This is a genomic window from Enterobacter cloacae complex sp.6700776 (assembly GCF_048284255.1).
Lineage (GTDB): Bacteria > Pseudomonadota > Gammaproteobacteria > Enterobacterales > Enterobacteriaceae > Enterobacter > Enterobacter intestinihominis.
This window is the reverse complement of record NZ_JBLVYK010000003.1, coordinates 161,458-181,968: the sequence shown is the minus strand read 5'-3', so window position 1 is coordinate 181,968 and position 20,511 is coordinate 161,458. Positions and strand designations below refer to the sequence as shown.

The 20,511-nt window shown below is 55.3% G+C and carries 19 protein-coding genes; 5 read left to right on the top strand and 14 right to left on the bottom strand.

Features of this window, described 5'->3' with window-relative positions; translation table 11 throughout:
* Positions 1 to 40: 40 nt before the first annotated feature.
* Together rplY and ACNQ0T_RS06975 are read right to left on the bottom strand one after the other, a co-directional pair.
* On the bottom strand, positions 41 to 325 hold the full coding sequence (gene rplY, locus ACNQ0T_RS06980) for a 50S ribosomal protein L25 (protein WP_022648733.1): 285 nt from the start codon (positions 323 to 325) through the stop codon (positions 41 to 43).
* 125 nt (positions 326 to 450) lie between these two features.
* On the bottom strand, positions 451 to 2,211 hold the full coding sequence (locus ACNQ0T_RS06975; RefSeq protein ID WP_022648732.1) for a DEAD/DEAH box helicase: 1,761 nt from the start codon (positions 2,209 to 2,211) through the stop codon (positions 451 to 453).
* Positions 2,212 to 2,362: 151 nt separating this feature from the next.
* On the opposite strand from ACNQ0T_RS06975, the gene rsuA reads away from it, so the two are divergent.
* The 3 genes from rsuA to ACNQ0T_RS06960 all read left to right on the top strand — a co-directional run bounded on the left by rsuA (position 2,363) and on the right by ACNQ0T_RS06960 (position 4,906).
* A complete protein-coding gene (gene rsuA / locus ACNQ0T_RS06970; RefSeq protein ID WP_022648731.1) occupies positions 2,363 to 3,070 on the top strand; it encodes a 16S rRNA pseudouridine(516) synthase RsuA in 708 nt (235 codons plus the stop codon).
* A gap of 15 nt (positions 3,071 to 3,085) precedes the next feature.
* Positions 3,086 to 4,285 carry a Bcr/CflA family multidrug efflux MFS transporter gene (locus ACNQ0T_RS06965; RefSeq protein WP_022648730.1) on the top strand — a complete coding sequence of 400 codons (1,200 nt, stop codon included), beginning with the start codon at positions 3,086 to 3,088 and terminating at the stop codon, positions 4,283 to 4,285.
* A gap of 276 nt (positions 4,286 to 4,561) precedes the next feature.
* Positions 4,562 to 4,906, top strand: coding sequence for a YejG family protein (locus ACNQ0T_RS06960; protein WP_003859372.1), 345 nt, complete (start codon positions 4,562 to 4,564; stop codon positions 4,904 to 4,906).
* A gap of 3 nt (positions 4,907 to 4,909) precedes the next feature.
* On the opposite strand, the gene yejF is transcribed toward ACNQ0T_RS06960, so the two are convergent.
* From yejF to ACNQ0T_RS06915, 9 genes are all read right to left on the bottom strand, one after another.
* Positions 4,910 to 6,499, bottom strand: a complete 1,590-nt coding sequence (yejF, locus tag ACNQ0T_RS06955; protein ID WP_032623895.1) for a microcin C ABC transporter ATP-binding protein YejF — start codon at positions 6,497 to 6,499, stop codon at positions 4,910 to 4,912.
* Between the two features lies 1 nt (position 6,500).
* A complete protein-coding gene (locus ACNQ0T_RS06950; RefSeq protein WP_045308660.1) occupies positions 6,501 to 7,526 on the bottom strand; it encodes a microcin C ABC transporter permease in 1,026 nt (341 codons plus the stop codon).
* Positions 7,526 to 8,620 (bottom strand): microcin C ABC transporter permease YejB, encoded by a 1,095-nt coding sequence (locus ACNQ0T_RS06945; RefSeq protein WP_003859369.1) that lies wholly within the window; start codon positions 8,618 to 8,620, stop codon positions 7,526 to 7,528. The genes ACNQ0T_RS06950 and ACNQ0T_RS06945 overlap by 1 nt, the downstream gene beginning before the upstream one ends.
* 9 nt (positions 8,621 to 8,629) lie before the next feature.
* Positions 8,630 to 10,435 carry an extracellular solute-binding protein gene (locus ACNQ0T_RS06940; protein WP_417929809.1) on the bottom strand — a complete coding sequence of 602 codons (1,806 nt, stop codon included), beginning with the start codon at positions 10,433 to 10,435 and terminating at the stop codon, positions 8,630 to 8,632.
* Between the two features lie 75 nt (positions 10,436 to 10,510).
* Positions 10,511 to 12,064: a cyclic di-GMP phosphodiesterase gene (locus ACNQ0T_RS06935; RefSeq protein ID WP_417929808.1), complete on the bottom strand. Its 1,554-nt coding sequence runs from the start codon at positions 12,062 to 12,064 to the stop codon at positions 10,511 to 10,513.
* A gap of 127 nt (positions 12,065 to 12,191) precedes the next feature.
* On the bottom strand, positions 12,192 to 12,761 hold the full coding sequence (mepS, locus tag ACNQ0T_RS06930) for a bifunctional murein DD-endopeptidase/murein LD-carboxypeptidase (RefSeq protein WP_003859364.1): 570 nt from the start codon (positions 12,759 to 12,761) through the stop codon (positions 12,192 to 12,194).
* Positions 12,762 to 13,185: 424 nt separating this feature from the next.
* Positions 13,186 to 13,890, bottom strand: a complete 705-nt coding sequence (locus ACNQ0T_RS06925; protein ID WP_023306616.1) for a phosphatase PAP2 family protein — start codon at positions 13,888 to 13,890, stop codon at positions 13,186 to 13,188.
* A 33-nt stretch (positions 13,891 to 13,923) separates the two neighbouring features.
* Entirely contained in the window at positions 13,924 to 14,910 is a 987-nt protein-coding gene (locus ACNQ0T_RS06920; RefSeq protein ID WP_045308657.1) for a CobW family GTP-binding protein, read from the bottom strand.
* Between the two features lie 123 nt (positions 14,911 to 15,033).
* Positions 15,034 to 16,500: a mannitol dehydrogenase family protein gene (locus ACNQ0T_RS06915; protein ID WP_241512510.1), complete on the bottom strand. Its 1,467-nt coding sequence runs from the start codon at positions 16,498 to 16,500 to the stop codon at positions 15,034 to 15,036.
* 205 nt (positions 16,501 to 16,705) lie between these two features.
* Between ACNQ0T_RS06915 and uxuA the strand changes: the two genes are divergently transcribed.
* A complete protein-coding gene (gene uxuA, locus ACNQ0T_RS06910; RefSeq protein ID WP_417929806.1) occupies positions 16,706 to 17,896 on the top strand; it encodes a mannonate dehydratase in 1,191 nt (396 codons plus the stop codon).
* A 116-nt stretch (positions 17,897 to 18,012) separates the two neighbouring features.
* Here uxuA and yeiP read toward each other — a convergent pair whose 3' ends face one another.
* Positions 18,013 to 18,585: an elongation factor P-like protein YeiP gene (gene yeiP, locus ACNQ0T_RS06905; RefSeq protein ID WP_003859355.1), complete on the bottom strand. Its 573-nt coding sequence runs from the start codon at positions 18,583 to 18,585 to the stop codon at positions 18,013 to 18,015.
* Positions 18,586 to 18,749: 164 nt separating this feature from the next.
* Between yeiP and ACNQ0T_RS06900 the strand changes: the two genes are divergently transcribed.
* Positions 18,750 to 19,004 (top strand): YkgJ family cysteine cluster protein, encoded by a 255-nt coding sequence (locus tag ACNQ0T_RS06900; RefSeq protein ID WP_048966258.1) that lies wholly within the window; start codon positions 18,750 to 18,752, stop codon positions 19,002 to 19,004.
* On the opposite strand, the gene setB is transcribed toward ACNQ0T_RS06900, so the two are convergent.
* Together setB and ACNQ0T_RS06890 are read right to left on the bottom strand one after the other, a co-directional pair.
* Positions 19,001 to 20,182 carry a sugar efflux transporter SetB gene (gene setB, locus ACNQ0T_RS06895; RefSeq protein ID WP_032622475.1) on the bottom strand — a complete coding sequence of 394 codons (1,182 nt, stop codon included), beginning with the start codon at positions 20,180 to 20,182 and terminating at the stop codon, positions 19,001 to 19,003. The two genes, ACNQ0T_RS06900 and setB, sit on opposite strands and share 4 nt — an antisense overlap.
* Positions 20,183 to 20,285: 103 nt before the next feature.
* On the bottom strand, positions 20,286 to 20,465 hold the full coding sequence (locus ACNQ0T_RS06890) for a hypothetical protein (RefSeq protein WP_139152663.1): 180 nt from the start codon (positions 20,463 to 20,465) through the stop codon (positions 20,286 to 20,288).
* Between the last annotated feature and the right edge of the window lie 46 nt (positions 20,466 to 20,511).

Genomic DNA, 20,511 nt, shown 5'->3' with positions numbered 1-20,511 from the left:
AAACCCCGCAGAAGCGGGGTTTTTCTCGACAGGTTTGCGATTACGCGCGAACGAAGTCGATGTGAGACAGTTTTGGCTTGAACGGGTGACGCTGAACAGCCTGAACTTTCACTTTTTCTTCTTTACCGCCAACAACGATGGTCAGAACTTCGCTGTAGAATTCAGCTTTATTCTGCATGTTCCACACTTTGTCGTGATCCAGTTCGATTGCAACTGGAGCAGCTTCGCCACCGTAAACGATAGCCGGGAACTTGTTAGCGTTACGCAGGCGGCGGCTCGCACCCTTACCCTGCACGTTACGTACTTCTGCTTCGATAGTGAACATTGATTTCTCTCTGTATTTAAAACCCTGCTACAGGCGACCCAGCAGCAGGTGAGTGTTCTGCCTCACGGATGTGAAGCGGGCGGCATTTTATACTCAAATGGCTCGCGCATCAACGAAAAGTCCCGTTAACCGCGCAATTCGTTTGCCCGGCGAAAGCGTCCTTCATAGTCAAAGACCTTCTCACGCACCTGCCAGAACTGCCCTTTTTTACGGGCGACAACAAAATCAGGATGGCGCAGCAGCGCCTGCTGGCGCACGATATCGGCAACGGTTATCCAGCGCAGCGGCACGCCGGGCGTGCGGGTATGCGGGCGGATAAAGAGCTGTTCGAACGCGGTGCGCTGGGCGGGCGTCTGGACCCTGAACCGCTCGCTCACGTCTGCGCCGTCCTCGTCGTAATAGGTAATCTTTAGCCACTCGCCTTTTTCATCCGCACCGGGCTGTAAGACCATGCCGGAACAGCGCAGCACCAGCGCATCTTTCAGTTTCAGCGCCGCTTTCAGCATGTCATCCGGGTCGACCAACACCGTGTCACACTCCCGACAGCGGCGGGCAGCGATATCGTTCTCGGCGTTGCACTGCGGGCAGTTTTTGAAGCGGAAGCGGAAATCACACTGTTCGCGATGGCCTTCATCGTCTTCAAACCAGCCCTGACAGCGGCGGCCAAAATGTTCGATCAGCGTGCCGTCGGCGGTAGTTTTGCCCCAGAAAGTGTTGGCAAACCCGCAGGCCGGACAAAACACCTGTACCGGCACGTTGTCGCTCTTGCCTTTTGGCGTGCCCACTTCCGGGGAGTAGAGATCGTGCGGATTACCGGCATAATCGAGGATCAGACAGTCGGTTTTGCCCGGTGCCAGGCGCAGGCCACGGCCGACAATCTGCTGGTACAGGCTGACGGATTCGGTTGGGCGAAGAATCGCAATCAAGTCAACGTGCGGTGCGTCAAACCCGGTGGTTAATACGGAGACATTCACCAGGTAGCGGAACTGCTGGGCTTTGAAAGCCTCAATCAGGCTGTCGCGCTCCGGCCCGGGGGTTTCACCGGTAATTAACGCCGCGTCGTTGGTGGGCAGAAGCCCCGTGATTTCACGCGCGTGTTCGACGGTAGCAGCAAAAATCATCACCCCTTTACGCGTTTGCGCAAATTCTTCAATCTGGCTGATGATATGCGGCGTGATCCGCTTCTGTTTTTTCAGCTCATGGTTAAGATCCGCCTCGCTGAACAGCCCGTTGCTCTGCGCCTGTAAGCGGCTGAAATCGTACTGCACGACCGGCATATCCAGCCGCTCCGGTGGCGTCAGATAGCCATGCTTGATCATGTAGCGCAGCGGAAGCTCATAGATACAGTCGCGGAACAGGGCCTTTTCATCGCCACGCACCATGCCGTGATAATGAAACTGATAAATCCAGCCCTTGCCCAGACGAAATGGCGTGGCGGTCAGGCCAAGCAGGCGTAAGTGAGGGTTCACCTCTCTCAGATGAGTGAGGATTTGCTGATACTGGCTGTCGTCGTCATCGCTGATGCGGTGACACTCATCGACAATCAGCAGGGAAAACTCGCTGCGAAACAGGTCCAGGTTGCGCGCAACGGACTGTACGCTGCCAAACACCACTTTCCCGTGGCTCTCTTTGCGCTTCAGCCCGGCGGCAAAAATATCGGCCTCCAGGCCGAGCGCGCAATATTTGGCGTGGTTTTGCGCCACCAGCTCTTTTACGTGCGCCAGCACCAGCACGCGCCCGCGAGCCAGGCGCGCCAGTTCGGCAATCACCAGGCTTTTACCGGCTCCGGTCGGGAGCACGATGGCGGCGGGTTCCCGGTGCTTGCGAAACCAGGCGAGGGTGGCATCAACGGCTTCTTGCTGATAGGGGCGTAGTGTGAACGTCATGGCTTCTCTATTCAGTTAACTCGCATATAGTATGCCACGAAACTTTTTCCCTTGAGTGGCGCAACCAGACCATTATACTGAACTGTTTCTGACTGCTTCTTTTTCGGACGCGTAGTCCGACTTCCAGCACCATTAAGGCTAAAAAGATTTCATGCGACTTGATAAGTTTATCGCTCAGCAACTCGGCGTAAGCCGCGCTATTGCCGGGCGTGAAATTCGCGCCAGCCGCGTAACCGTGGACGGCGACATTGTGAAAGACAGCGCTTTTAAACTCCAGCCTGACCACCAGGTGGAGTATGACGGCAACCCGCTGACCCAGCAGAATGGCCCGCGCTACTTCATGCTCAACAAACCGGAAGGTTACGTCTGTTCAACGGACGATCCGGATCACCCGACGGTGCTCTACTTCCTCGACGAACCTGTGGCGCACAAGCTGCATGCGGCAGGGCGTCTGGATATTGATACCACCGGCCTGGTGCTGATGACCGATGACGGTCAGTGGTCGCACCGCATCACCTCCCCGCGCCATCACTGTGAGAAAACCTATCGGGTGACACTTGAGTCGCCGGTCTCGGATGACACGGCAGAGCAATTCGCGAAAGGCGTTCAGCTACATAATGAAAAAGATCTGACCAAACCGGCGGTGCTGGAAGTCATTACCCCAACGGACGTCCGTCTGACCATCAGTGAAGGCCGTTACCACCAGGTGAAACGGATGTTTGCCGCCGTGGGCAACCACGTTGTGGGGCTGCATCGTGAACGTATCGGCGCGATTGAACTCGATCCAGACCTGGCGCCAGGGGAATATCGCCCGCTGACGGAAGAAGAGATTGCCAGCGTCGGGCTGCTTTCACGCTAAATTCAGGAGAACCCTGTGACCACCAGGCCACACTCGTCGTTTAAAATCGTATTTATCCTTGGCCTGTTGGCCATGCTGATGCCGCTGTCTATCGATATGTATCTGCCCGCGCTGCCGGTGATTTCCGCGCAGTTTGGCGTACCGGCAGGCAGCGCACAGATGACGCTCAGCACCTACATTCTTGGTTTTGCGCTCGGCCAGCTCTTTTATGGCCCAATGGCAGACAGCCTGGGGCGCAAACCCGTTATTCTGGGCGGGACGTTGATATTTGCCGCGGCGGCGGTGGCCTGCGCGCTGGCGCAGAGTATCGATCAGCTGATCGTGATGCGTTTCTTCCATGGCCTGGCTGCGGCTGCGGCAAGCGTGGTGATTAACGCGCTGATGCGCGACATCTACCCGAAGGAAGAGTTCTCACGCATGATGTCGTTCGTCATGCTGGTCACAACCATTGCGCCGCTGGTCGCCCCCATGGTGGGCGGGGCGGTGCTGGTGTGGTTCAGCTGGCATGCGATTTTCTGGATCCTGGCGATTGCCGCGCTGCTGGCCTCGGTGATGATCTTCGTCTTTATCGATGAAACGCTGCCGGTCGAGCGCCGTCAGAAGTTTCACGTCCGCACCACGCTTGGCAACTTTGCCTCGCTGTTTCGCCATAAGCGCGTGCTGAGCTATATGCTGGCCAGCGGCTTTAGCTTTGCCGGGATGTTTTCGTTCCTGAGCGCGGGGCCGTTTGTGTACATCGAACTGAACCATGTGTCACCCCAGCACTTTGGTTACTACTTCGCGCTGAATATCGTGTTCCTGTTTGTGATGACCATTATCAACAGCCGCTTTGTCCGGCGGGTCGGGGCGCTGAATATGTTCCGCGCCGGGCTGTGGATCCAGTTCGTGATGGCTATCTGGCTGGTATTGAGCGCATTGTTGGGCGTAGGTTTTTGGGCGCTGGTGGTGGGCGTGGCGGCGTTTGTTGGCTGCGTCTCGATGGTCTCATCCAACGCGATGGCGGTGATCCTCGACGAATTCCCGCATATGGCGGGCACCGCCTCGTCGCTGGCAGGGACGTTCCGTTTCGGGATTGGCGCGATTGTCGGGGCACTGCTCTCAATGGCGACGTTTAATACTGCCTGGCCGATGCTGTGGGCGATTGCCCTCTGCGCGACTTGCTCCATCCTCTTCTATCTTTACGCCAGCCGGCCCCGTAAGACGGCGCATAAATGAGCACTTAAGGCCCGAAACGGGCCTTTTTGTTGACCCATATCAACCAACCCTCGGTTCGTTTACCCGGTGTTTGTTTCTTTTATGTAAAATCTATTTATGTAAAAAGTCACATCATTGTATTTAAAAAGGTTGAGTTAGATCGCAGAAACGGGTACATATAGCGCCGACGCGAGCCTGCAACGCCTATAAAATCCGCTAAACAGTGCAGGTTGGCGATGATGTGTTACTATAAATGTAAATAAATTGTGAAGTAAATTTGCTTCCGGGGATCTGAACGTGAATACATTACAACTCTCCATTGTCCATCGCTTGCCCCAGAGCTATCGCTGGTCGACGGGTTTTGCAGGTTCGAAAGTTGAACCGATTCCGCAAAGCGTTGCCGGGGAGGATAATTGTCTGGTGGCGCTCAAGCTGCTTAGCCCGAGCGATGAAAATGCGTGGCCGGTTATGGAACGTCTCAGCCAGGCGCTGACGGACATCGAAGTAGACAGCTCCGTGCTGGAATGCGAAGGTGAGCCGTGCCTGTTTGTTAACAGCCAGGATGAATTTGCTGCGACCTGCCGTCTGAAAAACTTCGGCGTGGCCATTGCCGAACCGTTCTCCGGTCAATATCCTTTCTGAGTGCTAGTCAGCGGACAATAGCTGGCGCGTGTAATCCTGCGCAGGCGCAGTGAATACGCGCTGGCACTCTCCCTGCTCAACGACTTCTCCCTGCCGCAATACCACCACCTGATGGCAAAGCGCACGCACCACCTGTAAATCGTGGCTGATAAAGATATAGGCCAGCCGATGCTTTTCCTGTAGCCCCTTCAGCAGCGCCAGAATTTGCGCCTGCACGGTGCGGTCCAGTGAAGAGGTAGGCTCGTCCAGCACGATCAGCTCCGGTTTAAGGATCAACGCGCGGGCAATCGCTATACGCTGGCGCTGTCCGCCGGAAAACTCAGCCGGATACCGGTGCCGGGTCTCGGGATCTAAACCCACTTCCGCCATCACCCGCTTCACGTCGATTTCACGCTGTTGTGCCGTCAGCGCGGGCTGATGAACGCGCAGGCCCTCTTCAATAATCTGCAATACGCTCAGCCGCGGGTTCAGCGAAGAGTTCGGATCCTGAAAGACCACCTGCATCCGCGGGCGGACGGGCAGCATTTGCCGGCGGCTCAGGTTTTGCAGCGGCATGCCGTCAAAGAGAATGCTTCCCTGCGAGGCGATCAGGCGCAGCAGCGCCAGGCCGGTGGTGCTTTTGCCCGAACCGGATTCGCCCACAAGCCCAAGCGACTCGCCCGGACGCAGAGAGAAGCTCATGTTTTTCAGAACATGATTGTGATCGACCACGCGACGCAAAATGCCTTTGCGGATCGGGAATGACACCGACAGGTCCTCAACCTTCAGCAACGGTGCGCTGTCAGCGTTAAGCGGAACCGGGTCGCCAGAGGGTTCGCTATCGAGCAGGCGCTGTGTATACGGGTGCTGAGGCGCGCTCAGCAGGGCAGTTGCCCTGTTCTGTTCGACACAGCGGCCGTTTTGCATCACGGCCACCGCGTCAGCGAGCTTTTTCACGATGCCCAGGTTATGCGTAATAAACAGCAGGCTCATGTTCAGCTCGTCGCGCAGTTCACGCAGCAGTTGCAGAATTTGCGCCTGCACCGTGACGTCCAGCGCGGTGGTGGGTTCATCCGCAATCAACAGTTCGGGGCGCGTCAGCAGCGCCATCGCGATCATCACGCGCTGGCGCTCGCCGCCGGAAAGCTGATGCGGGAAATCGTTCAGCCGTTTCGCCGCATTACGAATGCCGGTGCGTTCAAGGCAGTCCAGAATTTCCCCCCGCGCTGCCTCTTTACGCATTCCCCGATGAAGTGACAGCACTTCATAGAGCTGTTTTTCCAGCGTATGCAATGGATTGAGCGACACCATCGGCTCCTGAAAAATCATGGCAATCTTATTGCCACGAATGCCGCGCAGGGTTTGCTCATCAGCGTTCAGCAGGGATTGTCCATGGAACAGAATATCCCCCTGCGGATAGCTAACCGGCGGGGAAGGGAGCAGGCGCAGCACCGACAGAGCCGAAACGCTCTTACCGGAGCCGGATTCCCCGACCAGCGCCAGCGTCTCTCCGCGCTGGATCTGCAACGATAAATCCGTCACCACCGGGCGAGATTCGCCCTGCTTTGAAAACGCAATCGACAGATTTTCTATGCTCAGAAGAGGCCGGGTCATGTCATACCGCCTTGTTGGGATCGAAGGCATCGCGCACGGCTTCGCCAATAAAAATCAGCAGGGAAAGCAGCACCGCCACGGAGAGGAATGCGGCGATGCCCAGCCAGGGGGCCTGGAGGTTGTTTTTGCCCTGCAACAGCAGTTCGCCAAGAGACGGTGAGCCCAGCGGCAAACCGAAACCAAGAAAATCAAGCGACGTCAGGGTGGTAATGGAGCTACACAAAATAAACGGCAGGAAGGTGAGGGTCGCCACCACCGCATTGGGAAGCATGTGACGGAAGATAATTGCGCGATCGCTCACGCCTAACGCCTGCGCGGCGCGAATATAATCGTAATTTCGCGTGCGCAGAAACTCCGCGCGCACCACGCCGACCAGTGCCATCCAGCCGAACAGAACGGTGATGCCTAACAGCCACCAGAAGCCAGGCTGTACTACGCTGGAAAGCAGGATAATCAGAAACAGCGTCGGCATACCGGACCAGACTTCAATTACGCGCTGCCCCCACAAATCGATTTTTCCACCGTAATAGCCCTGCACGGCGCCCGCCACGACGCCCATTACGCTGCTAAAGAGCGTCAGCAGCAGCCCAAACAGGAGCGAGATGCGGGTGCCATAGAGGATGCGCGCCAGCACATCGCCGCCGTTGGCGTCCGTTCCCAGCCAGTTCTGCGAGGAAGGCGGGGAAGGGAAGGGGGTGGACGTGGCGTAGTTAATACTGTTCGCGCCAAAACGAATCGGTGCCCAAAGCGCCCAGCCGTGCTGCGCGATCTGTTCACGTAACCAGGGATCCTGATACTCGGCTGGCGTCGCAAACGGACCGCCAAAATCGCTTTCGCTATAGGTAGTAAGCACCGGCACGTACCAGCGATCTTTGAAATGCACCAGCAGGGGTTTATCGTTGGCAATCAGTTCGGAACACAGACTTAAGGCGAACAGGACGGCGAAGATCCACAGCGACCAGTAGCCGCGACGGTTGTGGCGAAAGCGCGCCCAGCGGGCCTGATTGACGGGGCTTAAACGCAACATCAGCGGCCCTCAAAATCGATACGGGGGTCGACCAGCGTATAGCTGATATCGCTGATGATATTCAGCAGCAGGCCGATCAGGGTGAAAATGTACAGTGTGCCAAACATCACCGGGTAATCACGGGAGACGGTGGCCTCATAGCCGAGCAGCCCTAAACCGTTGAGAGAGAACATCACTTCTATCAGCAGAGAGCCGGTAAAAAACATACTGATGAACGTGGCGGGAAAACCGGCAATCACCAGCAGCATGGCGTTACGAAAAACGTGCTTCCACATAATCTGCTTTTCACCGACGCCTTTGGCGCGCGCGGTGACGACGTACTGTTTGCGGATCTCATCAAGAAAGGCATTTTTGGTCAGCATCGTAAGCGCCGCAAAACCGCCGATAACCGTCGCCAGCACCGGAAGCGTGATGTGCCAGAAGTAATCGGTGATTTTCTGATACCACGGCAACGTGCTGAAATCCGCAGAGACCAGCCCGCGCAGCGGGAAGAGGTCGAAATAACTGCCGCCAGCGAAAAAGACAATCAGCAGCACGGCAAACAGAAACGCCGGGATAGCGTAGCCGATGATAATGAACGTGCTGCTCCAGATATCAAAACGGCTACCGTTGTAGACCGCTTTGCGGATCCCCAGCGGAATGGAGACCAGATAAATAATCAGCGTCCCCCACAGTCCGAGCGTGATGGAAACCGGAAGGCTTTGCTTGATCAGGGTTAGCACCGAGGCGCTGCGAAACAGGCTGTCGCCAAAATCGAAACGGACATAATCCCAGAGCATCCTGAAATAACGCTCGTGCAGCGGCTTGTCAAAACCATAGCGATGGGTGATCTCGGCGATCACCTCCGGATCCAGTCCCCGACCGCCCCGGTAGTGGCTTTCGCTGATATTGCCCACGCCCGTCCGGGCATGGCTGGCCCCCATTCCTTCACCGCCGCCGCCCGGCATGCCGCCAGCGTGACCAAATTCTATGGCCGCAATCGCCTGGTCCACCGGGCCGCCGGGGGCAATCTGCACGATAAAAAAGTTAATGGTAATGATGGCCCATAGCGTCGGGATAACCAGCAGCAGCCTGCGGATAAGATAAGCGCCCATCGTCACTCCTCAACGCCGCGCTGCGGGCAGTTTTGCGGCTTTATTCACGTCATACCACCACGTATCAAAACCAAGCGTATAAACCGGGCGAACGGCGGGCAGGGAGAATTTGTCCCAGCGGGCCACGCGATCTTCACCCATGTACCACATCGGCAGCATGTAATAGTTCCAGGTTAACACCCGGTCAAGCGCGCGCCCGAGCGGCAGAAGTTTCTCTTTATCGCCCTGAGCGGCAACGATTTTCGCGATCAGCGCATCAATCACCGGACTCTTTACCCCCGGAGCGTTGTAGGAGGAGTCGATATACCCCGATGCCCAGGAGATTTGCAGGTCTGAACTCGGCCACGGCTGGGCAGCCCACAGGGTTTGCATCATGTCGTAATCGCGACTGCGCTTGCGGTTGGTCAGCTGGGCAATATCGACCTGGCGGATATTCATGGTCACCCCAAGACGGGCAAGGTTCTTTTTAAAGGGCAGCACCCACTGATCGTTTGCGCCGGAGGCAATCAGCAGTTCGAAGCTGAACGGCTTACCAGTTTTAACATTTACTCGTAGCCGATTTTTCAACACCCAGCCAGCGTCATCCAGCAGTTTGCTGGCTTTCAGCAGGTTGTCCCGGTCGAACCCATTTCCGTCGGATTCTGGCGGTTCAAATAGGCGGGTGAACACTTCCGGCGGGAGCTCCGCTTTCATTGGCGCCAGCAAAACCAGCTCGTCCGCGTGGGGATAATCACGGGCGGCATATTCAGTATTCTGGAAATAGCTGTTCGCCCGGCTGTAGGCTCCGTAAAACAGCGCTTTGTTCATCCATTCGAAATCAAACGCCAGGGTAATAGCTTCACGCACCCGACGATCGGAAAAAACCGGGCGCTGAATATTAAACGCCAGCCAGCGCGTGTCCTGCGCGGATTCGTTTTTATGTTCGTCTTTAACGATATAGCCTTTCGCGAAATTTTTTCCGATATACCGGGTCGCCCAGTTTTTGGCGCTGTTCTCGACACGTAAATCAAATGCGCCTGCCTTAAACGCCTCGAAGGCCACGTTATCATCCAGGTAGTAGTCGTAGCGGATTGTATCGAAGTTCCAGCGGCCCCGGTTTACCGGCAGCGTGGCTGCCCAGTAATCTTTCACGCGGGAATAGATCACGTACTGGCCCATTCGCCAGTCGGTAATGCGATACGGTCCTCCGGCCAGCGGCGGGGAAGAGAGGGGATCGCTCAGCTTATGGTTTTTCCAGAATGATTCGGGCATGACGGGCAGGGAGAACAGGCTCAGCATATTCTCTTTGTTTGGCTCAGGGAGTTCGATTCGCACGGTCAGCGGGGCGATGGCTTTCACCGTGGTGCCCTTGTACACCAGACGAAACTGCGGCACGCCTTCGGTCATAAATTTATGAAAGGTGAACGCCACATCGCGGGCGCTAACCGGCGTACCGTCGTGAAAACGCGCCCGCGGATTAATCGCGATTTCTGCCCAGCTAAAATCATCGGCGTAACGCACGTTCTCAGCGACCAGGGGATAATAGCTGCCGGGCTCGTCGTCGGAGGTGACGAACAGCGTGTCATAGAGGGATTCGGTACGCGCTGCCGCCACGCCGCGCAGGGCGAAGCGGTTAAAGTTGTCAAACGTTCCGGTCGCGGAAAGCGTCACGTTCCCGCCTTTCGGGGCGGCGGGGTTCACATAATCGTAGTGAGTAAAGTTGACCGCATACTTCGGCTCGCCAATGACGGCAAAGGCCGTGCTCTCTTTGATGGTCTGCGACTGGCCCGACAGGCTCACCAGCGCCAACAGCATCAATACAACGCGCATAATCATAGTGCGGCGGATCCCTTTGTTCACAGGCAGGCTCGGTTGAGGAGAATAATAAGGGACAGCGCCGTGATTGTGAAATTATTCCCCGAGCGTGATGTCGGGTTGCCACGTCCTGAACTGCTCCAGCGGCATTGGTCGGCCGATCCAGTAGCCCTGAAGATAGTTCACGCCATGCTCGCGCAGCCACGCCGCCTGCTCGGGCGTTTCAACACCCTCGGCGACGGTTAACATATTCAGGCGTTCTGCCAGCGTCAGCACCGCGTCAAGCACTGGCGAGGTAACGGTTTCAGTCCCGATGGCATTCACGAAGCCACGGTCAATTTTCAGGTAATCCATCGTGAAGCGTTCCAGATAGATCAGCGCGCTGTGGCCGGTGCCAAAATCATCGATGGCGATTTCAAAACCTTCATTGTGCAGCCATTCAAACAGCTGATTTGCCTCGCGGTGGTTGATCATGTCGCGCTCGGTTATTTCCAGCACAATCTGGAAGTGATCGGGCGGAAGGGCAGCGGCAAACGCGCGCATATCCTCCTTAAAGCTTTCCGCATGCAGATGACCGGGCGCGATGTTGATCCCAAACTTGGCACCAGGCGGGAGCACCGTTTGCAGGACAGGGGCATCGCGGATAATCAGGTCAAAAAGATGCAGCGTCAGCGGGACAATCAGCTTCTGCGCTTCAGCAAAATTAATAAAGGCATCCGGTGGAATTTCGCCCATCACCGGGTGCTTCCAGCGCATCAGGACTTCCAGCCCGGTCATTCTGAGCGACTGCGCATCCACGACGGGCTGATAGACCACGTAGAACTGGTCGTGCTTGATGGCCGTAAGGATCTCTTTCCCGGGATTCAGACGGATAGTGAGAATATAGAAATTCAGCAGACCTGCCGCAATGCCGCAGACCAGGCCGAAGAACACGGCGTAGAGCAGTTCATCGGTCTTCCAGGCTTGCGCATAAACGTTAACGGTCAGAGGAATATTTTTCAGCGTGGCGGTGCGATCGGGGACGTCAGGCAAATCCCGCGCCTGAACCAGCATTCCGGACTGGGTGGATAACGCGGAGTCGCCAATGACGATCGATATTCCGGAAAATTCATCCTGACGTGACGTATAAAGAAGGTAAGGCGTCAGGTTGATGTTCACGGAGGTAAATACGCCGCCGTCTTTTACCAGCGGATTGCGATACCAGATAGCGATCGCGGGTTTATCCGGCAGCATGGGCGTGCCCGGCAGGAGCGCGATATCAACAGGTTTGCTGATGTGTAGCTGAGGGATAAGCGTTTCCATTGGGGTATTCATCGGACCTGTTGCCGAAGAGCAGAAGGCCTGTTTATCCCGGACCAGCAAAAAGGCGCGCACGTTAATACTGAAGGCCGCGCGTGAGGTGAGCGCCGCACTGACCTCTTCACAGCTGTTCAGCGTGAGCGGCTGGAGCGTATCAATAGAGGTTTTAAGCTCGTCGAAAAAGCTCTCCATGTAGACGCTTAAATCCGTAATGAGGATATCGTACCTGACTTCTCGCTTGTGATAACTCCAGTAAAACTGTAACGCACTCAGAAGCAGGGCGGTAAACAACCCCGTCAGAATACTGAGAAACAGTATCTTGCGGTTGCTGGAGAAGTAGCGGGTAAACATAGATGTCGTGATTCCTGAAATGACGCTGGATGTCTATCAGTGTAACGGGCAAAAAAAAACACTGCCGGAGCAGTGCTTTTTTAATCGTATCGCCAGCCAAGGGATAACCAACGATACGACAGCAATATTAACTACGGCTCAGAACGCGGCGAGCTTCGTTGTAGCGCTTCTTCCAGTAAGGTTCGTTCATGCTGGAAATCGTCACACCACTGCTGGTGGAAGCATGGACAAACTGATCGTTACCGATATAGATGCCAACGTGTCGACCGGTTGAACCTGCTCTGAACAGGACTAAATCGCCCGTACGCAGTTTAGTGCGCGAAATGGACTTGCCCATTTCCTGCTGTTCATAAGTAGAACGCGGAAGGTCTAACCCAAACTGCTCACGGAAAGTACGCTGTACGAATGCGGAGCAATCGATGCCTTTCTTGGTGCTGCCGCCCAGGCGGTAGCGCACGCCTTTCCAGTCAGCATACTGATCCATAATACGCGACTTAACGTCGAGATTACGTACCATATTTTCAAATTCATCCTGAGAGGCTTGCAGTGAAGAGGAATCTTCCATTCCCACAACACGCGTCTCAGGATGCATATTCTTCGCGGTGTTCGTCGTACTACATGCCGAAAGCAGAACCGCCACTGCAATCGCCGGGATCCCCCGCAAGATATATCTCAAAATTGGTTGAGATTTGACCATTTTGTTTGTTTTCCCTTGAAGTCCTTAACGAAAATATCGTTATAAAAATGCCAACCGTGACGAGACTAATTATCTGTTCACAATGAGACAATTCTTTATGGTGAAATCTGTGGCACAACGCACAAAATTATTCACCACGATAATAATTATCTCAATGGGGCAAAACGAGTTCGAGGTTAACCGATTGCAAAGGGCATTGCGAGCAAAAAAGACCGTTTTTTTATAAGAAAATGTGATACACAACGTTACAGCGCGGAATTGCTCAAAATGCCGCCATTCATACCGGTAATCCCTGCAATTGCTTCATTTTTATCACGAATTGTATGACGGAATGATGACAGCGCTGAATGATGCCGGAAAGAAGTGACTCAGGGATCGAAAACGATCCCTGATGAATGGTGTTAATTAGCGTTATTTATTTGTTTCAGACTTGTTTAAATTTGCCGGGAAGATAGCGATCAAAAATACTTATTACGCGATCGCTCAGGGGAGTCATCAGCACCCACGGTAAACCAATTAACACCGCCGTGAGGGAGCCTACGGCGATATCTGTCAGCCAGTGAGCGCCAATCATCACCCGCGGGAATGCAAATACCACCACAATAACCAGGGCGATGGCGAAGGCTTTTTTACCGAAATAGCGCAGCATGAAGCCAGCAAAAATCAGCAGCATCATACCGTGGTCGCCCGGGAAGCTGTCCTTCGAGGCGTCTTTGGTTGGAATATGAAGCAGCTCGCTGACGCGGTTAATATTCGGGAAAGAGAGCGACGGACTGGCGCGTTTAACCGGCATCAGATGCTGCGCCAGCTGGTTGATAATCACGGCTGCCAGCAGCATGACCAGGCCGATAATCAGAATACGGCGACGACCCGTTTTGTCCTCCTTCAGCCAGAAGGAGAGCATCAGACAGCCCATTGCCAGCAGCGAACAGCCGTCAAACGCGCGGTTGTTGGTGATCGCCACCAGCCACAGGAAGGCTTCACTCTTCGCCAGCGCCTGGTTAAAGAAGTGGAACAGCCCGGAATCCAGCGGGAACCAGAATCCGTGATCCGCCGGGATATACCAGGAGAAAAAGAGCGCCAGACCGGCAGCGTTGAGCAATAAAATAGCAGGAAGTCGAGTCGTCATAGTCTTCAGCAATGTGTGAAATCAGGGGCAACGTTAGCCGCCCAAACTTAAACGAAGCTTCAACAGGCTTGACTGGAGGGCATTCCAGTCGGTATTAACCGCACTAATTAACTCTATCCGGCTGTCGGGTGGCGCGACGTTCTGGGTTTCTATAAAGAAATCCTCGCCCTGACGATTAATGCGCACCAGACCATCCGGGGTGCGCATGATCCCTTTTACCCGCTCAACCGGCGCCAGTCTTGCCCATTCCAGTATACCAATGGTGTCGAAAACCGTATCGGCATCGAAGATCCAGCCGCAGGCCTGGTGTCCCTGGCCGCTGTTCAGATTTCGACGCCAGCGCTGATGTTCCGGCAGGCTCAGCGCAGCCAGACCTTGCTTCGCGCCGTGGCTATGCGAATGCTCAGCGCTGGCAGGCAGTTGCGTCTGGTTGAGGCGGGGAAGATCGAGCAGGGCGCCATCAATGTTGCCCTGGGTGGTCTGCACGTACTGACGTCCACCGCCAGCCTGCTGCCACCAGGCATTGAACGCGGCCTGACTCTCAGCCGTCGCGCGATCGGATTTATTCGCCACGATGATGTCTGCCGAGGCGAGCTGGTCGCGGAAATTGTCGTTATTGATCGCTTTTTCATCCAGCAGCTGGCGGGGGTCGAGCAGGCAAAGCGTCGCACGCAACTCAAGCCACGGCTCGTAGACCGGGGCGGTCAGTAAATCAAGAATTTGCTTCGGATGACCCAGCCCAGTGGGTTCAATCAGCAGACGGTCAGGCTTGCCCTGACGCAGCAGCGTATTCAGCCCGACCTGCATCGGCAGACCATTCACGCAGCACATACACCCGCCCGGGATCTCTTTCACCATCGCGCCGCTGTCGGCGAGCAACGCGCCGTCGATCCCCACTTCGCCAAATTCGTTGACCAGCACGGCCCACTTTTCCGCCGGATCTTTATTGGCCAGCAAATGCAGAATGGACGTAGTTTTACCGCTGCCGAGAAAACCGGTGATCAGGTTGGTTTTGGTCACGTGCGCTCCGATAAATAATTGTGATGTAGTAACAACTATCTATCATCCTGACGAAAAAATCGGGCATTGAGAAGAGGGAGGGCGAACGGAGCGTAAAACCGTTCGCCTTAAACGCAATAATCGCTAAATTTTTAACGTTTCGATAACGGCCTGACGCGCGCCGAGCCGGACGAGGCGTTGGTACGCGCCGGTGATTGCCTCGACAAAGACAGGGTTTTGCGGCAGGTCGTCGCCAAAGATTTCTTTTAGCGTCAGCAGGGCGCTAACGCGTTCTGCGTCACTGCTGGAAGCGACAATGGCCTGAAACTTGTCGCTCAGCGGATCGCGCACGTCAATGGCGTTGCCCTGGTCGTCCGTCCCGCTGACGTAGCGCATCCAGCCTGCGACGCCCAGCGCCAGTAATGGCCAGGCGGTGTTACGCTCAAGATGCATGCGGATCCCATCCAGCATGCGCTGAGGCAGCTTCTGACTGCCGTCCATAGCGATTTGCCAGGTGCGGTGCTGTAGCGCCGGGTTGGCGAAGCGGTCAAGCAGGCTGTCAGCATAGGCTGTCAGATCGACGTTGGTGATGCGCAGCGTAGGGGCCTGCTCATTCAGCATCAGCCTGCGGGCAGCCTCGCGGAAGCTGTCGTCCTGCATACATTCATTTATGTGCGCGTAGCCGGCAAGGTAGCCCAGATACGCCAGGAAGGAGTGGCTGCCGTTCAGCATCCGCAGCTTCATCTGCTCCCAGGGCAGGACATCTTCAACCATCTGTACGCCTGCAACCTCCCATTCCGGACGCCCGGCGAAAAAGTTATCTTCCACTACCCACTGAATGAACGGTTCACAGCTGATGGCGCAGGGATCTTCAACGCCAAGTTCCTGGGTGATTTCCGCGAGTGAGGCGTCAGTGGCGGCGGGCACGATTCGGTCGACCATGGTGCCAGGGAAGCTCACGTGCGCCTCGATCCATCCGGCCAGCTCTGCGGATCGCTTTCCGGCCATGCCGAGAACGGCATTTTTCACCACGTGGCCGTTGTCGGGAATATTGTCGCAGGAGAGCACGGTAAACGCTGGCAGGCTGCGCTCGCGGCGGCGATGAAGCGCTTCGACCAGAATACCCGGCGCGGAATGCGGCTCAGACGGATGCTCAAGATCGTGCAGAATGCGGCTGTTGTGCATATCCAGTTTCCCCGTCGCCGGATCGATGCAGTAGCCTTTTTCGGTAATGGTGAGGGAGACAATGGCCACCTGCGGTTCGCAGAACTTCTCAATAATGGCTGCCAGCGAGTCGAGTTTTGCGTTCAGGCACTCTTTTACCGCACCGATAATAATGGGCTGATTGCCTTCGGCACCTTTCTCCAGCACGGTAAACAGATGATCCTGCGCGCGGAGCTGGCGCATGAGAACATCGCCGCTAAAGAGGCTAATCTCACAAATACCCCAGTCGCCTCCTTTGGCGTTCAGCACCCGGTTTGTTAACAACGCCTGATGCGCCCGGTGGAACGCGCCAAAGCCGAAATGGACGATGCGGGAGCGTAACTGCTCGCGATCGTAGCGGGGCTGCTGGACATGAGCAGGAAGCGCGGTGGAGGCAATAGTCTTCATGTAGTACACACCTGATTAACCATTAATTAACAATGCCAGTGTAAAGTTATATGACAACAAATTAAATTGGTAAGCCGTAAATATCCCGGTTATGTGAGTTTGATCAATCAATGTCGCGCGCTGTGTTGACCACTTCGATTAAACATGTATGGTAGTCGTCATTGAGGTAATCCATATTGGTATAACAACTTGAGAGGGTGGGGCAATGGAACAAACCTGGCGTTGGTACGGGCCGAACGATCCGGTTTCTCTTGATGATGTGCGTCAGGCTGGCGCAACGGGTGTGGTCACGGCGCTGCATCATATTCCGAACGGTCAGGTGTGGCCGGTGGAGGAAATCCAAAAGCGTCAGGCACAGCTGGCAGAGAAGGGTCTAACCTGGTCTGTCGTGGAAAGTATTCCGGTTCACGAAGATATCAAAACCCACTCCGGTGAGTGTGAAACCTGGATTGCGAATTATCAGCAGAGCATTCGTAACCTGGCGGCCTGCGGTATTGATACCGTCTGCTATAACTTTATGCCAATTCTGGACTGGACGCGTACCGACCTGGAATATGAAATGGCCGATGGTTCGAAGGCGCTGCGTTTCGATCAAATCGCTTTTGCGGCTTTCGAGCTGCACATTCTGAAGCGTCCGGGGGCGGAAGCAGACTACACCGCCGAAGAGCAGCAGCAGGCGCTGGCGTGGTTCAATGCCGCCAGTGAAGCGGACATTGAGAAGCTGGTTCGCAATATTATCGCGGGCCTGCCGGGGGCGGAAGAGGGCTATACCCTCGATCAGTTCCGCGCTCGCCTGGCGGAATATGGCGATATCGATAAAAACCAGCTGCGTGAAAACATGGCGCACTTCCTGCGCGCTATCGTGCCGGTGGCAGAAGAAGCGGGCGTGCGGCTGGCGGTTCATCCGGACGATCCTCCGCGTCCAATCCTTGGCCTGCCGCGTATCGTGTCGACCATTGAGGATATGCAGTGGCTAAAAGAGACGGTGGACAGCATCTACAACGGCTTTACCATGTGTACGGGCTCTTATGGCGTGCGTGCGGATAACGATCTGGTGCGGATGATCGAAACCTTTGGGGATCGCATTCATTTCACTCACCTGCGTGCAACCTGCCGTGAAGAGAATCCAAAAACCTTCCATGAAGCAGCCCACCTTGGCGGCGACGTGAACATGGTTGCGGTGGTGGATGCCATTCTCTCTGAAGAAGTACGTCGTAAGCAGGCGGGGGATCTACGTCCTATCCCGTTCCGTCCGGATCACGGGCATCAGATGCTGGACGATCTGCGCAAGAAAACGAATCCAGGGTATTCGGCGATTGGCCGTCTGAAAGGGATGGCGGAAGTGCGCGGTATCGAGCTGGCGCTGAAAATGACGAAGTATCCAGAGCTTCTGTAAGCCTGATTGCCCGGTGGCGCTACGCTTACCGGGCCTACGAAAAACCGGCTCTGAGGCCGGTTTTTGTGTTTTTGTAGGCCGGGTAAGGCGCAGCCGCCACCCGGCAAACGCCACAATCAGTCAGCGCGACCCATATAGCGTTTTTCTTCGATATGGATACGGATTTTCTCGCCCGCTGACAGGTATTCTGGCACCTGTACGACCAGACCGGTAGTCAGGGTAGCCGGTTTGTTACGCGCGCTTGCAGACGCGCCTTTGATGCCCGGTGCCGTTTCAACGATTTCCAGATCAACGGTCTGCGGCAGCTCCAGCGCCAGCAGCACGCCATCCCAGGTCAGCACCTGCATGTCCGGCATTCCACCTTCAGGAATAAACAGCAGCTCTTCTTCGATCTGATCTTTGGTGAAGATATACGGGGTGTAATCTTCTTTATCCATGAACACGTATTCGTTGCCGTCGATATAAGAAAAATCAACGTAGCGACGGGTCAGGGTCACGGTATCCACGATATCGTCGCCTTTAAAACGTTCTTCCACTTTCAGGCCGGTACGGACATCGGAGAAACGCATTTTATACAGCGTTGCTGCGCCACGGGCGCTGGGTGCCTGAATGTCGATATCTTTCACAATCAGCAGTTTGCCGTTGTAATTCAGTACCATACCTTTCTTGATTTCGTTCGCTCTTGGCATTGCAGTAATCCTGTTTACGGGAGGTAAAAAATATCGCGCCAAATTACTCGCGCGCGGCCTTTCAGGCAAGCGGAATTCGTGGGTTTTGCTATCAATACATAAAAGGTGTTACTGTGCGCGCAATGCCCGACTGCGCGGGCATCTGCCACCAACAGAGAGCATGTATGGATTGTCGTTCCGACTGTGGCGCGTGCTGTACCGCACCGTCCATCTCAAGCCCCATTCCAGGCATGCCACAAGGCAAGCCTGCCAATACCCGCTGCGTTCAGCTCTCTGAATCTAACCTGTGCATGATATTTGGCTCGCCTTTACGCCCGAAGGTGTGCTCCGGGCTCCAGCCTGACGCCGAAATGTGCGGCAGTACGCGCCAGCAGGCCATCACTTATCTGCTTGAGCTGGAAGCGCTCACCGCGCCTTAAACGTCCTTAATTCGCGTCAGGCAGCTCAGCGTCAGGACGCACATCACCAGCGCAATCCAGAACACCGTATGATAGTTCCAGATTTCAGCCACAACGCCCGCCAGTGAGCCTGCAATAATCCAGCCCACGCGGGTGGTATTAGTATAAAGGGTGGTGGCAGCGCCTGCCTGACCCGGCATCAGATCCTGGAAGTAGAGCATGCCGATACCGGCCAGAATGCCGATATAAATGGCGTTCAGCAGCTGTAAAGCAAGAAGCAGCGCTGGCGTATGGACCGTCAGCATGCCGACATAAAACAGCAGCCCGGCAACGGCGGCGATGCGCATCAAAAAGCGCTTGCCGAAGCGCTTCGCGTAATAGCCCGCAATCAGCATGGTGGGGATCTCAAGCCCCGCGGCGGTTCCCATCATGATCCCGGCCAGCTTCTCCGGCAGATGCAGCTCATCAATAATAAACAACGGCATATTAATGATATAGAGGCTGTTCGTTCCCCACATCAGCGTACAGATAATGAATAACAGTAGTGCGTCGCGCCGGTTACGCCGCGGTGCTTCCAGCGTACCGGTCGCCACTTTCGGCTCTTTACGCATGGAAGGCAGGAAGAACCATACCATTGCGCCACACACCACGAAGGCTACCGCCGCGCTGAGGTACATTACCGTAAAGCCAAAACCCATTGCCAGCGCGTAGGCGAGCGGGGGGCCAATCACCCACGCAAGCGACACCTGCGCGCGCAGTATCGAGCTGAACATCACCGCTTCCCGCCCGGTGCGGTCGGCGTGCTCGCGGGCAAGGGCGAACATCTGCGGGTTGGCGGTCGAGCCGAAGCTGCTCAGGAACACCCCAACAAACAGCAGAATGAAATAGTTGCGGTTCCAGGCAAACAACACGCAGGCGAAAACGCCCAGCAGACAGCAAAAAACAATCAGGCTTTTGCGATCGCCTTTTCTGTCGGAACGCCCGGCCAGAAACTGGCTGACCAGGATGCCAATGATGGCGCTCCCGGTGAAGAAGAAGCCAACCATCGCCGGACGCGCGTGGACTTCGTTGGTCAGAAACAGGCTCAGCGTAGGCGTTTGTAACGCACCGGCAATACCGGTGAGGAAAGCAACAATCAAAAACGCCGTTGACGTCAAATCAAAGGGCTTTGGTGAGGCGGCAGCGGGGGTGTTATGCATGTTCAGTCTTTGCGAGTAACAGAGAGAGGCGGAGTTTACGCCGCCTGTCATTAAATAAACAGAGGGCAAAATCAAGATTGCCACAATAAATCAAAATAGCATTTCAGTTTAACGCTGTTTCGCTGAAGCGTGCTGAACCTGTTTGCTGAACATCAGCAAAAACCTCCCTATTGAAGAAGAAATGTGCTGCACTTCTAAATTCTGCAACAAGAAATGTAACTTTTCTTGCAACCTTTTGTAGAAAAGACAAGACTTCTTGAAACGTTTCAGCGCTATCTTGCATGTCCTGTAGAAGCAGGTTAGCGCATATTTTCTCAGTTAAGCTGAAA

Bases quoted from the DNA above. Each gene is read 5' to 3' on its own strand.
- ACNQ0T_RS06890 (WP_139152663.1), bottom strand. From the start codon at position 20,465: ATGCAAGATAGCGCTGAAACGTTTCAAGAAGTCTTGTCTTTTCTACAA.
- ACNQ0T_RS06900 (WP_048966258.1), top strand. From the start codon at position 18,750: ATGGATTGTCGTTCCGACTGTGGCGCGTGCTGTACCGCACCGTCCATC.
- ACNQ0T_RS06975 (WP_022648732.1), bottom strand. From the start codon at position 2,211: ATGACGTTCACACTACGCCCCTATCAGCAAGAAGCCGTTGATGCCACC.
- ACNQ0T_RS06935 (WP_417929808.1), bottom strand. From the start codon at position 12,064: ATGTTTACCCGCTACTTCTCCAGCAACCGCAAGATACTGTTTCTCAGT.
- rplY (WP_022648733.1), bottom strand. From the start codon at position 325: ATGTTCACTATCGAAGCAGAAGTACGTAACGTGCAGGGTAAGGGTGCG.
- ACNQ0T_RS06925 (WP_023306616.1), bottom strand. From the start codon at position 13,890: ATGACGACTCGACTTCCTGCTATTTTATTGCTCAACGCTGCCGGTCTG.
- ACNQ0T_RS06915 (WP_241512510.1), bottom strand. From the start codon at position 16,500: ATGAAGACTATTGCCTCCACCGCGCTTCCTGCTCATGTCCAGCAGCCC.
- setB (WP_032622475.1), bottom strand. From the start codon at position 20,182: ATGCATAACACCCCCGCTGCCGCCTCACCAAAGCCCTTTGATTTGACG.
- uxuA (WP_417929806.1), top strand. From the start codon at position 16,706: ATGGAACAAACCTGGCGTTGGTACGGGCCGAACGATCCGGTTTCTCTT.
- ACNQ0T_RS06950 (WP_045308660.1), bottom strand. From the start codon at position 7,526: ATGTTGCGTTTAAGCCCCGTCAATCAGGCCCGCTGGGCGCGCTTTCGC.
- rsuA (WP_022648731.1), top strand. From the start codon at position 2,363: ATGCGACTTGATAAGTTTATCGCTCAGCAACTCGGCGTAAGCCGCGCT.
- yejF (WP_032623895.1), bottom strand. From the start codon at position 6,499: ATGACCCGGCCTCTTCTGAGCATAGAAAATCTGTCGATTGCGTTTTCA.
- ACNQ0T_RS06940 (WP_417929809.1), bottom strand. From the start codon at position 10,435: ATGATTATGCGCGTTGTATTGATGCTGTTGGCGCTGGTGAGCCTGTCG.
- mepS (WP_003859364.1), bottom strand. From the start codon at position 12,761: ATGGTCAAATCTCAACCAATTTTGAGATATATCTTGCGGGGGATCCCG.
- yeiP (WP_003859355.1), bottom strand. From the start codon at position 18,585: ATGCCAAGAGCGAACGAAATCAAGAAAGGTATGGTACTGAATTACAAC.
- ACNQ0T_RS06945 (WP_003859369.1), bottom strand. From the start codon at position 8,620: ATGGGCGCTTATCTTATCCGCAGGCTGCTGCTGGTTATCCCGACGCTA.